This is a genomic window from Embleya sp. NPDC059237, from assembly GCF_042754105.1.
Lineage (GTDB): Bacteria > Actinomycetota > Actinomycetes > Streptomycetales > Streptomycetaceae > Embleya.
The window spans coordinates 349,065-362,494 of sequence record NZ_JBHZAE010000006.1 but is presented as its reverse complement, the minus strand read 5'-3'; the positions used below and the strand labels follow the sequence as shown (position 1 = coordinate 362,494).

Here is a 13,430-nt window from a genome sequence, read left to right as displayed (position 1 = left end):
TTCCTGGAAGCCGGCTCGAATTCCTGGGACCGGCGGGGGACGTCGGGCAGGGCGAGGCACGGCGAAGAGAGGTGAAGAGGGATGGAGGGGCCGCGGTTCACCGTGAGGACGGATCGCGATGTGCCGCGGATACGGTGCGAGGGTCCGTCACAGCGGCGCGGGTGGTCCCACGGCTCGGGCCCGGAGACTGCACGCGACGCCGGGGAGGTAGGGCACGGGTACCCGCTCGACCGGGAGGACGACGACCCGGCGCGGATCGGCCCCGGCGCGTACCGCGCTGCGGCGCGCGCCCTCGCGGACCTCGTCCACCGCGTCCGCCTCGCCGGTGCGGACCAGTTGCTCGTGGCTGCCGCCGACCGGACTGAGCGCGGCGCCGAACGCCCCCGCCACCAGGCCGTGTTCGGGTAGCACGACGTCGGCGGCCGGGGCTCTGCCCGCGGCCGAGGCGGCCGAGCCGCCGCCGACCAGGACCAGCGGCAGCCGGGCCGCGCCGGGTTGCATGCGGTCCACCGCCTCCTCGAAGGCGTCGGGATCGTCGGCCGGCACCCGGATGAGGTCGGGCATCGGGAAGCTCACCGGTACGCCGCCGATGACGAGCCCGGGCCGGCTCTCCTGCGGGAAGCCGCCCGCGAGCAGTCCCACCCGGATCCGCCGCGCCCCGACGTCGGCGACCACCGCGTCGGTCAGGCCGGTCAGCAGCCCGGCGCCGCGCAACGTGCCGGCGGGGCCACTGCCCAGGGCCAGCCCCGGATGCAACCGCAGGTATTCCAGCGAGGTCAGCGTGCCGTCGCCGCGCGCGACCAGGATCGTCGCGGACGCCAGGCCCAGCGCGTCCAGCGAAACGATCAGCGCGTCCGCCAGGACCGCGGTATGCCGGGACAGCGCGGCGTCCAGGACGGTGCTGTTCTCCCGCTCGATCAGGCCGAGACCGCCCGAGCCGGCGGACAGGCCGACGAACGTGTCGGCGCCCGCCTCGCGGCGGATGATCTCGGCGGCCTCGTGTTCCTGACTGTCGTCGATCGGCGAGAACACCCCGGTCACGGCGAACGCGTCGCACCGACCGGCGAGTCCGGCCGCGAACCGGGCCACCGCGTCCCGATCGAGCGCGGTCGCGTCGGCCGGGGTGAGCCCCGCGCCGCCATCGACCATCGCGCTGCCCGCGTGCACGGCCGCGCTCAGGTCGGCGGGCCAACCGGCCAGCGGAGGCACCGCGTCCGAGACCGGGCCGCCGATCCGCAACACGCCGACCCGGGTCAGCCCGGCGCGCAGGGTGACGGCATGCGCGGCGCTGCGCAGCCCGACGGCCACGTGGGCGACGGGTGGCGCACCCCGCGCACCCGATGCACCCGGCGCACGCGGCGCGTCCCGGAGCAGGGCGGCCACGGCGGTGCGGACGTTGTGCACCGGATCGCCGGCCGACGGCACCTTGACCGTGGCCATCGGGGCGGCGCCGACCAGCAGGGCACCGTCGGTGTTGGTGGGGCCCACGTCCACCCCGATCGTCCACACATCACTCATCGCCCGTCCCCCGTACCCTCGGGCCGATCGCCCTGGAGGTCGCGGCCCCGTCGGGCCGCAAGTCCAGCCCGAACGCCGCCGGCCCGCCGAGGCGCAGGCCGGCCTCGGTGAGCCACATCGGGGCACAGTCCAGGGCCAGGACCGACACACGCAGCCCGTAGCGCAGCACCTCCACCGGCAGCGCCTCTCCGGTCCTGGTATCCACCAGCGCGATGATGGCCGGGGTCAGCACCACGGGACGGCCGTCCTCCAGCACGGCCAGATACTCCGACTGCGCCTCGACCCGCAGCAGTCGGCCGGCGTCCCGGCCCAGGCCCTCGACCAGGATGCCCGTGGTCGGCTCGGCGACCCGCTCGATCGCCGCGATCTTGCCCGTCGCGACCCGGCGGGCCACCGGCGAGGGATCCTCGGGTACGCCGTCGGCCAGCGCCGCTCCCACGGCCAGCGCGCGGCCGACCGATCCGAGCACCGCGTGCCGGGCGACCTGTCCGGCGGTCACCGGATAGTCCGCACACGCCGCCTGACCGCCGAACGCGTCCAATGTGGCCCGGACCACCCGCTCCAGCCACGGCCCGTCGGCGTGGTCGACCACCACCGCGCGGCCGCGCTCGTCGGCGAGCACAGCCGGGGTGGCCCGGATGCCGGCCAGTTCGAGCACGTTCTGATCCATCCGGGGAAAGGCCCGGCCCATGCTGTCTGCGTCCAGCAGCGGCAGGCGAAGCCGCGCGGCCCAGGTCACCGCCACACACCCGTTGGACCCGCCGATCTCGCTCGACATCAGCGCCACCGGCGCCCGGCCCCGGACCTGCTCCACCCGATCGCGCATGCGCCGCGCCTCGGCGACGCCCCCGACGCGCTCGGCCATCACCGGCGACGACCCCACCGTGCCGACCGTCATCACCGTCGCGTCCTCGGGCAGGTCGCCCGGCCGCAGCACCCGCACCGGCCCGTGCTCCAGGACCGCCTGCCGGGCACCCGCGAGGGTGACCGACGTGGTCCCGCCACCGCCCGAACCCAGGACGGCGCAGCCGCGCGCGAAGTCCGGAAGCAGTCCGGCGTCGAGTTCCATGCGTCAAAGGTACGAACAGCCGGTGTATCGGACATGTGCCACACACACCCGATCGGGCCGAACGTGTGCGGCCGGCACACTTGGCGCCGTGATCGTCATCGCGGACCTGCTCACCGCTCCCGGCGTCGACGGGCTCGCCGTCGTGGCCGGCCCGACGGACGCCGTCGCGGTGACCGGGGTACGCCTGGAGACCCGCGCGGACCGCTTGGCCCACGCGCCCGCCGGCTGCCTGGTCGCCTTGGCCACGCCCCTCAGCGGCTACCGGCTCGACGTGGCGGTGCGCGACCTCGCGGCGGCGGGCGCGGCGGGCTTGGTGCTCACCGCGAGCACGCGGGACACGCGGGACACGCGGGACACGCGGGACACGCGGGACGCGTCGAACACGCAGGACGCCCGGAACAAGCCGAACACCATCCACGCACCCGTCCCCGTTCCCGCCACCGCGCTCGCCCTCGCCACCCGCGGTCGAGTGGCGATCCTGCACACCGACGGCGACCTCGCCGCTCTGATCCTGGCCGTCGACCGGGCCGTCCGCGGCGGTGCGGCCGACGCCCTGGCCCGCGTGGCCGCCGCCGCCCGCGAGCTGCCGCCCGTCGCCGGCGACCCCGACCGGGTGGCCCGGACCGCCGCCCGCCTGCTGGGCGTCCCCGTCGAGCCGCGCACACCGGAGCCGGGCGAGACCGGCGCCTCCGCACGCGGCCCCGACGGCGACACCTGGCTCAGTGCCCCCGACCGCCCGGGACCCGCCGGCCAAGCCGTCCGTGCCGTCCTCGCCCTCGCCGCCCTGACTGCGGCCGCCAGCCCCGCCGACGACATACCCGTACGCTCGCGCGGCCAACTGCTCGCCGAACTGCTGGCCGTCCCGGAGGCCCAGGCGCTGCGCCTGGCCGGCCGCGGCCGGGCGCTCGGCCTGCCCGTCGACAACTGGCACCTGGTCCTGCGTGTCGAGCCGGTCGCGCTCACCGGCACCGACCGCTACCGCCTCCTGGAAAGCGCCGGGCCCCTCGCGCTGCGGCTGCTCCGGTCCGCCGGCGTGGTCGCCTGGAACGCCGCGCGCGTCGACGAGGCACTGATCCTGACCCGGTCACACCCCACCGACCCGGGCCGTGACGGGACGCGCGCCACCCTCGCCGACGCCGGCCGGCTCCTGACCGCGCTGCGCGAGCGCGATCCCGACGCGGACCTGCGCTGCGGCGTGGGCGCGGCGCACCGCGGGGTACTGGGCCTGCGGACCTCCGCGCGCGAGGCGCACACCGCGCTGTCCCGCTCCGGCGCCGGCGGCACCGGCCCGATCGCCGCCCACGACGCGGCCGGCCTGGATCGTATGCTCCTGGACTGGTACTCCTCCGACGCCGCCCGCGAGGCCGTCCGCGAACTGCTGGCCCCGGTCCTGGCGTTGGGCCCGCAACGCGCGGTCCCGCTGCTGCGCACCCTCCAGGCATACCTCGACCACCAGGGCTCCCCGGCCCGCGCCGCCGACGAACTGCACCTGCACCGCAACGCGGTCACCAACCGGGTCCGCAAGGTGAGCGAATTGATCGGCGCGGACCTGGAGGACCCACAACAGCGCCTGGCGGTGCAACTGGCCTGCCGGGCGCACCTGATGTAGTCCGGCGCGCCGGTCAGTGTGCGTCGCAGGCGCAACCCGCGGGCGGTGCGGCTTCCGGGGCGGGTGGGGGTGTGGTCGATGCGGCGTGTTGTACCTCGGCGAGCAGGGCCGACCGGCGGGCGTCGTCGATCAGTCGGCCGTCGACCACCACGGCGTGGATGGCCGTCGTGTTGCGGATGTCGCACAGCGGGTCGGCGTCGAGCACGACCAGGTCGGCGAGTCTGCCCGGCTCGACCGTGCCCAGGGTCGAGGCCGCTCCCAGCAGCGCGGCCGGTTCGCGAGTGGCCGCCTGGAGTGCCCGGAGCGGGGACAGGCCACAGGCGACGAGCAGTTCCAGTTCCCGATGCAGTGCGAACCCCGGGACCAGGTAGGGGTTTCCGGTGTCGGTGCCGGCCAGGACCGGAACCCCGGCGCGGAACATGCGCCCGACCAGCCGGCGGCGGTGGGCATGGATCTCGCGGATCTGCCGGGCCTGTTCGGGGGTTCGGCTGTCCACCACGATCGACATCTGCCGAGGCCAGTCCTCGACGATCCAGGACGGAAGGTACTTCCACGTGTCGTCGGATCGCGGGTTCTCATCGGGCAGTTCAAGGGTCCGGTGCACCGCGAGCGTCGGCACCACCCGGGTGCGGTGCGCGACGAACCGGGCGAAGAGCGCGTCGGCGCGACGCGGGTCGTGGCCGGTCACCGTCTCGTACTCCAGCGGATGGATCTGCCGGAACCAATTCGAGTAACGGCCGACCGGGTCGGTGTCGGTCGGATCGACCCGCACCTCCGCCAACTCCCGTCGGATCTCCGCCTCCCGGGTCGAGGTCGCCAACACGATCGGATACATGTGCTCGATACTCGCCTGGCCCAGATCACCCGCCTCGGCGGGCGACAGGCGGTCGGGGCAGTGTCCGGCGAACGGGATGCCGAGTCGGCGCGACTCGTGCGCGATCGCGCGGTAGGTGTCGGGGGTCAGGCGCGAGTAGACCTTCACGAAGTCCGCGCCGTCCCGCACCACTTGCCGCACCGCCTCGCGGCCGGAGCGCTCGTCGTCCACCTCGATCAGCGAGCCGGTCTCGTGGATGTGCAACGACGGCGTCCCGTCCACGATCGCGCTGCCGATCACCCAGCGCGGGCCCAGGAGTTCGCCGCGCCGGATCTTCTCCCGCCAGACGTGGTGGTACGGCTCGCCGCGCAGACGCCCGGCGGCCGAGGAAACCGTCGACGCGGTACCGGCGTTGGACCGGCTGATCGCCGTCGCGATCGAGATCGCCGACCGGGAGGGTCGTGCCGCCCTGACCATGCGTCGACTGGCCGGCGAGTTGGGTGTCGGTGCCATGTCGCTGTATCGGCACGTGCCCGACAAGGAGGAGTTGACCCGGCTGATGGCCGATGTCGCCTTCGGCGCCGAGCCGTTGCCCGAGCCGGGTCCGGAAGGCTGGCGCGCCAAACTGGAATTGTGCGCCCGCGTGCAGCGGCGGGCTTACCGGCGGCACCCGTGGCTGACCACGACCATGCTCGACTCGCTCGTCCGCCCACCCGCCGTGCCCAGCGGAATGTTGCACGTCGACTGGCAGTTGCGCGCGCTCGCCGGCCTCGGCCTGTCACCCCGCACCGCACTGCAAACGGTGATCGCCCTCGACGGCTACGTCGGCGGCATCGCGGCGAGCAACGCCTTCGAGGTCGAGGCCGAACACGTCACCGGGATCAGCGGCGCACGCCGACTCGCCGCGAGCCTGGAGCTGATGACCGAGATCTTCGCGTCCGGCCGCCTCGACACCCTGGCCGCGGCCATCCCGGAGGACGCCACGACCCTCGCCGACCTGGACGAACTCTTCGAATTCGGGCTGCGCACCCACCTCGACGGCATCGCGGCACTGATCGCCGCCGCCGCGCGCTGACCCCGCTCGGCCCAGCCCGCCGAAGGGCTCAGCGGCCCGGAACATCCGCGTGAGCACGACCTGACCGACCCCGACCAGCTCCGTGACCTGGTGATGCCGCTCGCCTTCGAGCCGCATGCACGCTCGGGCGACGGGTTGGCTGTACGACTACGACCTCGGAACACTCCCCGAAACCGGCTGATCCCGGCCCCGTCGACGCGGGCGTCGTTGACGCGGGTCGGGCGAATGGAATACAACTTCATTATGAAGGATGTAAATAAAATCGTGAGGTTGTCGACGGACATCGACGGGCTGCTCTTCGATCCGCAAGTACGGTCCGCGATGGTCGAGTTCGCCGTGGACGGAGACACCCTGCGGCTGGAGGCGGCGGCCGCCGCGCGGTCCGCGCACAACGCGGTCGAGCGGTTGCGGGCGCATGGTTCGCAAGGGCGGGGGCTCAGCGCGGGAGCGCTGGACGTGCTCGCGAGGTTGGGCGGTGCGGGGGAGGCCGGCGTCAAGCCCGGCGAACTCGCGCGTGCCGCCGGGGTCAGCCCGCGCAACGTCACCGGCCTGCTCGACACGCTCGAACGCGACGGGCTCGCCGAGCGGGTGCCGGACCCGCACGATCGACGCGCGGTGGCGGGCCGCATCACCCCGGCCGGCCGTGCCTGGCTGGACGATTTCCGCGCGCCGACCCAACGCGCCATGTCCGCCGTGTTCCACGGCTTCACCGACACCGAACTGGGCCAACTGCGCCACCTGTGCCTCCGCGTCGTGGAAAACCAACAACGTATCGCCGCCCACCTCGAGGCCGCCGCCGGAAAGGAAACCTCCGGATGACCACGCCCACCGACGCGACCCGCGACACCGTGCGCGCCTACCACCACGCCCGCTTCCGAGGCGACGCGCCCGCCGCCGCCCGCACCCTCGCGGAAACCTTCCGATTCCGCAGCCCGCTGACGGCCTCCGACGACGCCGACGGACACCTCGCAGGACTGGACATGTTCGTGTCCATCGTCGAACGGGTGGACCTGATCAGCGAGTTGTACGCGGAGGACCGGGCCACCCTGGTCTACGACGTGCACACCACCATCCCGACGGTCGGCGTGCAACACACCGCCGAACACTTCCGCCTGTCCGAGGCCCGCATCACCGACATCCACCTGATCTTCGACGCCGGCCCCTGGCATGCCGTCATGCGCGCCATCCCACAACCCTGACCGACACCCAGGGTCGGTACAGTCGGGCGTCGCGATCGACACGAGACGACTTGGGACGGAGACGCGGGTGTCCGAGCACGAGATCGAGGACCTGGTCGCGGACTCCATTCGGGTTCTGGACACACACACCGCGCCCGACGATCCGCGCGTTCGGGACTGGTTCGCGGCGCTGTACGGATTCCAGAACGGATACGACTGCTCGTTCACGCACTTTCGCGTGCTGGACATCCTGCTGCGTCGCGGGCACACGTACCGCTTCCCGCTCGACCGGCACCCGGATCACGCCCCGCGACCGGAACGCCTCGACACGCTCACCGAGTTCACCGCTCTGCGTAGCTTCGACGAGGACGCCCCCGACTTCGACGGCTACGAGTCGTGGCTCGAAGACGGCTACGTCGAACCGCCGTTCCTCTACTGCGACACCGGCACCGCGCTGTGGCGACGCATGGTCGACGCCGGCGAACTGCACGGCCCCGACACCGTCCCGCCGCAGCGTGTTCGGTTGATCGACGTGGTCCGCGAGGTCGCCGTGGCCGCCGAGCGGGAGCACGACGCCGAACTCGTCGGCATGTGGTACGCCTTCGGCTGCGCCACCCTCGTCGGCGGTCCCGCGGGTTGCCCGTTCGACGTCGACGAACTTGCCGAGATGCCCGCCGTCCGAGACCTGCGCGCCGCGGTCCGCCGCACCGGCGCTCTGCCGATCGCCCGACGATCCCCGTACGCGGCGCCCGTCGAATACGCCGACGACGAGGATCTCGAAGCCTGGTGGTGGCGGCTGTAGTTCGGTGCCCGAGCCCATCGTGGGCGGGCCCGGCCGGGCCCGCCCACGATGGGGCTCAGGGGCCGGTGAGGATGACGAGACGGCGGGTCGCCCTCGTCATGGCGACGTAGCGGTCGACCGCGCCCTCGATGCCGCTGCCGAAGGTTTCCGGGTCGATCAGGACGACCAGGTCGAATTCGAGGCCCTTCGACAACTCCGGGGTCAGCGAGTGCACGCGGGGCGTCGAGCGAAACGTGGGATCGCCGATCACGCAGGCGATTCCCTCGTCGTGCCCGGCGAGCCAGTCGTCGAGGATCGTGGTCAGCTCCGACGTGGAGCCGTACCCGACCGGGATGCCGCTGGTGCGGATGGACGTGGGCACGTTGGCGTCCGGGAGCACGGTCCGGATGACCGGCTCCGCCTGCGTCATGATCTCCTGTGGCGTGCGGTAGTTGATGCTCAGCGATGCCATGGTGATCCGGTCCAGACCGACCCGCTCCAGCCGCTCCCGCCACGACTCGGTGAAGCCGTGCCTGGCCTGGGCGCGGTCGCCGACGATGGTGAAGCTGCGGGACGGGCAGCGCAGCAGCAACATCTGCCACTCCGCGTCGGTCAATTCCTGCGCCTCGTCCACGACGATGTGCGCGAACGGACCGGCGAGCAGGTCGGGTTCGATGCGGGGCCCGCCGGACTCGTCGACCAGGGAGGTGCGCAGGTCCTCGCCGCGCAACATCGTCACCACCCCCTCGCCGTCGTCGTCGGCCGCCACCAGGGCGTCGACGACCTGGGACATGTTCTCGCGTTGGGCCGCGAGGGCGGCCCGCTGCCGACGCATGCGCCGGGACGCCTCGGGGTCGCCGAGCCGCAGCCGCGCCGCGTCCAGGAGCGGCAGGTCCGACACCGTCCAGGCGTCGGCCTCCTTGCGCTGCAACCTTCGTACGTCGTCCGCGTCGAGCCACGGGGCGCACATGCGCAGATACGCCGGTACCGTCCACAGGTCGCCGACCACGTCGGTAGCCTCGAGCAGTGGCCAGGCACGGTTGAAGGCGGCGAGCAGTTCCCGGTTGCGTTGCAGGGACCGGCGCAGCAACTCCGGCGAGGCCTCGTCGTCGTCGTGCTTGTCGACCAGGATCGTGAGCAGTTCCTCCCAGATCCGGTCCCGGGCGTCGTTGTGCGAGATCCCGGGTTCGGCGGCCTCGAACGCCTCCGCCCAATCGGCGACGGTCAGCCGGATGTCGGACCAGTGCGTCGTGACCGTCATGCCCTTGGTGGGCGGCTCCTCGTAGAACGCCACGGCCTTCTCGATCGCCTGCACGAGCCGCGCCGACGCCTTGAGCGCGGCCACCTCGGGATCGGCCTCGACGGCCGCGCCGGCCCCCTCGGGGAGCAGGTCGCGCAGGGTGCAGGTCTGTACGCCCTCCTCGCCGAGACTGGGCAGGACGTCGGCGACGTAGTTCAGGTAGGGCTGGTGCGGGCCGACGAACAGCACGTTGCCCCGGCGGTGGCCCAGGCGCGGGTCGGCGTAGAGCAGGTAGGCGGAGCGGTGCAGGGCGACGACGGTCTTGCCGGTCCCCGGGCCGCCGTCGACGACGAGCGCGCCGGCGGAGCCCGCGCGGATGATCGCGTCCTGGTCGGCCTGGATGGTGCCCAGGACGTCGCGCATCCGGGGCGAGCGGTTGCCGCCCAGGCTTGCGATGAAGGCGGACTGGTCGTCGAGCGCGGCGTGGCCGACGATGCCGTCGGTGGTGAACACCTCGTCCCAGTAGTCGCCGATTCGGCCCCGCGTCCAGCGGTAGCGGCGGCGACTGGCCAGTCCCATCGGGTTGGCGTGGGTGGCGCCGAAGAAGGGTTCGGCGGCGGGGGTGCGCCAGTCGATCAGCAGTCGGTGGCCCGCGCTGTCGGTCAGGCCCAGACGTCCGACGTACACGGTCTCGCCGGCCGCGTCGACCATGTGTCCCAGGCACAGGTCCAGGCCGAAGCGGCGCAGGGCGCGCAGGCGCGTGGTCAGTCGGTGGATCTCGATGTCGCGGTCCATCGCCGCCCGCCCCTGGCCGCCCGGCGACCTGCGCTCGGTGTCGAGGCGGTCGGACAACTCGGCGATCTGCTCGTCCAGACAGGTCGCGATGGCCGCGAAGTGCCGCTCGTCGTCGGCGATCAGCGCCGGGTCGGCCTTGGCGGCGAGGCGGTCGGGAAGGTCGAACGCGCTGGTGGTGACGGGGTTCACGGCATCGGCTCCGTTCCGGGGTCGCGGGGCGACCGTGGTGCGTGGCGGGTTGCGGCTCGACGGTTGCGCGAGGTTCACGCGGATACCGACGAGCGATCCCGGCCGGGTGCGTCGAGCAGGAGGTTCGCGGCCACGGTCGTGCCGTCGGCACGGATCGCGGCGGCCACGGCGCCGGCCCGTCCGCCGGTCTCGGGGGCGAGCGCGGTCGCGAGCGCGGCGGTCAGGGACTCGACGGTCGGGATCGGGCCGTCGTGCGCCGTGCCGATGCCCAGGTCGGCGATCCGGCCCGCCCAATACGGCTGATCCACCCCCTGCGGCACGATCACCTGCGGCGCGCCCGCCCGGGCGGCAGTGGTCGTGGTGCCCGCGCCGCCGTGGTGCACGACCGCGGCCACCCGGCCGAACAGCGCCTGCTGGTTGACCTCGCCGATGCCGAAGCAGTCGTCGCGGTCGTCGATTTGGGCCAGTTCGGCCCAACCGTGTCCCAGCAGCACGCGCCGGCCGTGCGCGCGCACCGACTCGATGGCCACCCGGGCGACATCCCGGGCGGTACGCATCGGCATGCTGCCGAAGCCCACGTAGACCGGCGGCGCGCCGGCGGCCAGGAACGCCTCCAGGTCGGCCGGCAGCGCACGCTCGTCGGGCAGGATCCACGCACCGGTCTGTACGACGTCGAGGTCGGTCGCGTCCCACGGGCTCAGGATCGGGTCCGCCGCCAGCCAGGGCGTGTCGGTGTAGATGTGGTCCCGGACGTGCTGCACCGGGGGCAGGCCCAACTCTTGCCGGTGGGCGGCGAGCGCCGGGCCGAACAACTCGGCGATCTCCCGGGCGTCGATGTCCCACAGCGCCCGATTGTCCGTCACCTCCGGCGGGAACGGCCGACCCGGCCGGGACAGCGGCGGCCGGTCCGGCGACGGCAGCGTGATCGGCTGGTACGTCGCGTAGACGTAGCGAATGCCCAACTTCTCGGCCACCGACCGCTCGGCGACCGGCATCATGCCGCCGCCCACCACCACGTCGAAGCCCTCGGCCACCTTCGGCAACACCTCGAACTGGGCGTCGACCCACGCCGCCGCGCGTCGGGGCAGATCGTCCGCCGACGGCGGCTCGTCACCCGTGACCATCGCCCGCACCGGCCAACCCAGCGGCACCATCGGCACGCCGACCCGGGCCGGCAGTTCCGCGAAGTCCGGTGGCGCGCACAGCAATACCTCCGCGCCGAGTTCCCGCAACCGCATCGCGAGGCCCAACATCGGCTCGACGTCCCCGCGCGACCCGAACGTCGACAACAACACACGCACTTCTCGACTCACCCATTTCCGCAGATCCCGGCCGGGGCTTCGGCTCAGGTCGATGATTCTGCGGTACGACGGGGGCCTTGCCGCAAGGCCCCCGATGCGCTATATGTTGGTTATGGCGAGGAGAGGGTTTCTCCTCGTCGTTTTCATGTCCGCGGCGTTTCCCGTTGCCCTCCCGTGCCGCGTCATTCCTCCGGGCTGGGAGCGGACCGGTTCTGTGTACCGAACCGGTTGGCGGGTGGTTCGGTGGACCGGTTGCGTCGGGCGGGCGACGCGCTTCAGTGGGTGTCCGCGCCGCGCCGGCCGCGCGCCGTCATCGCCCACGCGGCCGGCGCCGCTGCGACGAGCAGGACGCCGGCCGCGGTCAGGGCATGTCGGGCGCCGACGGACGCGGACTGTCCGGACGCGTCGCCGGTCAGATACACGCCGCCGACGATCGCGATGCCGAGGGTGCCGCCGAGTTGTTGCACGGCGTTGAGGAGGCCGGCCGCCGAGCCGGTCTCCTGCGGGGAGAGCCGGCGCAGGGCGGCGGTGAAGAACGGCGGGGTGAACAGGCCCACGCCGAGCCCGGCCACGGCCAGGGCGAACGGCAGCCCGCGCGGATAGTCGCCGGCGGGCGCGGCCCGGTAGGCGAGGACCGCGGCGACCAGGCCGACGGCGAGGGTGGCGATGCCGGCGTGCAGGACGCGGACGCCGTAGCGGGGGACCAGGATGCCGCCGGCCGCCCAGGAGGCGACGGCCAGGCCGGCGGACCACGGCAGGAGGGTGAGGCCGGCGGTGAGCGGACCACGGTCCAGGCCCAGTTCCAGGTGCAGCACCACGGTGATCATCACCCCGTTCATGACCGCGAAGAACAGCGTGGACGTGGCCAGCGCGGCGGGGAACGCCCGACCGCGCAGCAGGGACGGCTCGACGAGCGGGGTACGACCGGCGGCGGCCGTGCGGCGCTGGTGGACGACGAACCCGGCCAGGACGAGTGCGCCGAGCGCGGCGGCGGCCCAGGCGCCGACACTCGGCGCACCGGTGCCGCCCGCGAGCGGGCAGACCAGCAGCGCGGTCCCGACCGTGGCCAACGCGGTGCCGATCGGGTCGAGGCGGGGGCGCACGGGCGCGCGGTCCTCGCGCAGGCGCGGGGCGATCAGCAGTACGGCCGCCGCGAGCGGCAGGTTGACCACGAACACCGCACGCCACGAGGCGCCGAACAGGTCGGCGTGGGTGAGCAGGCCGCCCGCCACCGGGCCGAGCACCGCGGACAGACCCATCACCGGGCCGATCGTGGCCAGCGCCCGGGGGAGTTCGTCGCCCTCGAACATGGCGCGGATCAGCCCGAACGTCTGCGGGACGATCAGCGCGGCGGCCACACCCTGCGCCGCGCGCATGCCGATGAGCACGCCCACGTTCGGGGCGAGCGCGCAGGCCAGGGAGGTGGCGGCGAACGCGGCGACGCCGACGCGGAAGACGCGACGCCGGCCGGCGATGTCGCCGAGGCGGGCGGCGGTGAGCAGACCCAGGGCGAAGGTGAGCGTATAGGCCGCGCTGTACCAGGGGATCGCGGCGGCGGGCCCGCCGAGGTCGGCGTGGATGACGGGGCCGGCGACCTGGACGATCGTGGCATCGAGGAGGTTCATCGCCTCGGCGACGAGCAGCGCGATCAGGGCGGTCCAACGCCACGGATAGGCGCCGTGGGTCGGCCGATCGGACGCGACCGGGGCGGTCGCGATGGAGGGGGCGCCGCCGGGGGCGGTCGGGTGCTCGGACATGGGTTCCCCGTGGGTGATGTGGTGTCGGGACGCGCGGGCCGCCGGGTCGTCGCCGTCCGGTGCTCCGTGCGAACACCACCCTCGCTCGGCTCCGACCTGTGGTT

General features: G+C 73.4%; 11 protein-coding genes. 5 read left to right on the top strand and 6 right to left on the bottom strand.

The window, feature by feature from the left end:
* Window positions 1–147: 147 nt before the first annotated feature.
* Both ACFXKZ_RS21185 and ACFXKZ_RS21180 read right to left on the bottom strand, forming a co-directional pair.
* Entirely contained in the window at window positions 148–1,518 is a 1,371-nt protein-coding gene (locus tag ACFXKZ_RS21185) for a hydantoinase/oxoprolinase N-terminal domain-containing protein (protein WP_380002444.1), read from the bottom strand.
* Window positions 1,511–2,587 carry a DUF917 domain-containing protein gene (locus tag ACFXKZ_RS21180; protein WP_380002443.1) on the bottom strand — a complete coding sequence of 359 codons (1,077 nt, stop codon included), beginning with the start codon at window positions 2,585–2,587 and terminating at the stop codon, window positions 1,511–1,513. The genes ACFXKZ_RS21185 and ACFXKZ_RS21180 overlap by 8 nt, the downstream gene beginning before the upstream one ends.
* A gap of 88 nt (window positions 2,588–2,675) precedes the next feature.
* Here ACFXKZ_RS21180 and ACFXKZ_RS21175 point away from each other — a divergent pair, with 88 nt between their 5' ends.
* Window positions 2,676–4,196: a PucR family transcriptional regulator gene (locus ACFXKZ_RS21175; protein ID WP_380002442.1), complete on the top strand. Its 1,521-nt coding sequence runs from the start codon at window positions 2,676–2,678 to the stop codon at window positions 4,194–4,196.
* 13 nt (window positions 4,197–4,209) lie between these two features.
* On the opposite strand, the gene ACFXKZ_RS21170 is transcribed toward ACFXKZ_RS21175, so the two are convergent.
* Window positions 4,210–5,292 (bottom strand): amidohydrolase family protein, encoded by a 1,083-nt coding sequence (locus ACFXKZ_RS21170; protein WP_380002441.1) that lies wholly within the window; start codon window positions 5,290–5,292, stop codon window positions 4,210–4,212.
* Between ACFXKZ_RS21170 and ACFXKZ_RS21165 the strand changes: the two genes are divergently transcribed.
* The 4 genes from ACFXKZ_RS21165 to ACFXKZ_RS21150 all read left to right on the top strand — a co-directional run bounded on the left by ACFXKZ_RS21165 (window position 5,267) and on the right by ACFXKZ_RS21150 (window position 8,065).
* Window positions 5,267–6,085, top strand: a complete 819-nt coding sequence (locus ACFXKZ_RS21165) for a TetR/AcrR family transcriptional regulator (protein WP_380002440.1) — start codon at window positions 5,267–5,269, stop codon at window positions 6,083–6,085. The two genes, ACFXKZ_RS21170 and ACFXKZ_RS21165, sit on opposite strands and share 26 nt — an antisense overlap.
* A gap of 225 nt (window positions 6,086–6,310) precedes the next feature.
* A complete protein-coding gene (locus tag ACFXKZ_RS21160) occupies window positions 6,311–6,904 on the top strand; it encodes a MarR family winged helix-turn-helix transcriptional regulator (RefSeq protein ID WP_380002438.1) in 594 nt (197 codons plus the stop codon).
* Window positions 6,901–7,284: a hypothetical protein gene (locus tag ACFXKZ_RS21155; protein WP_380002437.1), complete on the top strand. Its 384-nt coding sequence runs from the start codon at window positions 6,901–6,903 to the stop codon at window positions 7,282–7,284. Before ACFXKZ_RS21160 ends, ACFXKZ_RS21155 begins: the two co-directional genes overlap by 4 nt.
* A gap of 67 nt (window positions 7,285–7,351) precedes the next feature.
* Complete coding sequence (locus tag ACFXKZ_RS21150) at window positions 7,352–8,065, top strand: hypothetical protein (RefSeq protein ID WP_380002436.1); 714 nt, start codon at window positions 7,352–7,354, stop codon at window positions 8,063–8,065.
* Window positions 8,066–8,120: 55 nt separating this feature from the next.
* On the opposite strand, the gene helR is transcribed toward ACFXKZ_RS21150, so the two are convergent.
* The 3 genes from helR to ACFXKZ_RS21135 all read right to left on the bottom strand — a co-directional run bounded on the left by helR (window position 8,121) and on the right by ACFXKZ_RS21135 (window position 13,326).
* Window positions 8,121–10,268: an RNA polymerase recycling motor ATPase HelR gene (gene helR, locus ACFXKZ_RS21145; protein ID WP_380002434.1), complete on the bottom strand. Its 2,148-nt coding sequence runs from the start codon at window positions 10,266–10,268 to the stop codon at window positions 8,121–8,123.
* A 74-nt stretch (window positions 10,269–10,342) separates the two neighbouring features.
* The gene (locus tag ACFXKZ_RS21140; RefSeq protein ID WP_380002662.1) at window positions 10,343–11,569 is read right to left on the bottom strand and encodes a glycosyltransferase; all 1,227 of its coding nucleotides are present in this window, start codon (window positions 11,567–11,569) and stop codon (window positions 10,343–10,345) included.
* Between the two features lie 275 nt (window positions 11,570–11,844).
* Entirely contained in the window at window positions 11,845–13,326 is a 1,482-nt protein-coding gene (locus tag ACFXKZ_RS21135; RefSeq protein ID WP_380002433.1) for an MFS transporter, read from the bottom strand.
* Window positions 13,327–13,430: the final 104 nt, after the last annotated feature.

Excerpts from the sequence above, each read along its gene's own strand:
- ACFXKZ_RS21185 (WP_380002444.1), bottom strand. The coding sequence starts at position 1,518 with ATGAGTGATGTGTGGACGATCGGGGTGGACGTGGGCCCCACCAACACC.
- ACFXKZ_RS21180 (WP_380002443.1), bottom strand. The coding sequence starts at position 2,587 with ATGGAACTCGACGCCGGACTGCTTCCGGACTTCGCGCGCGGCTGCGCC.
- ACFXKZ_RS21165 (WP_380002440.1), top strand. The coding sequence starts at position 5,267 with ATGTGCAACGACGGCGTCCCGTCCACGATCGCGCTGCCGATCACCCAG.
- ACFXKZ_RS21160 (WP_380002438.1), top strand. The coding sequence starts at position 6,311 with ATGGAATACAACTTCATTATGAAGGATGTAAATAAAATCGTGAGGTTG.
- ACFXKZ_RS21155 (WP_380002437.1), top strand. The coding sequence starts at position 6,901 with ATGACCACGCCCACCGACGCGACCCGCGACACCGTGCGCGCCTACCAC.
- ACFXKZ_RS21135 (WP_380002433.1), bottom strand. The coding sequence starts at position 13,326 with ATGTCCGAGCACCCGACCGCCCCCGGCGGCGCCCCCTCCATCGCGACC.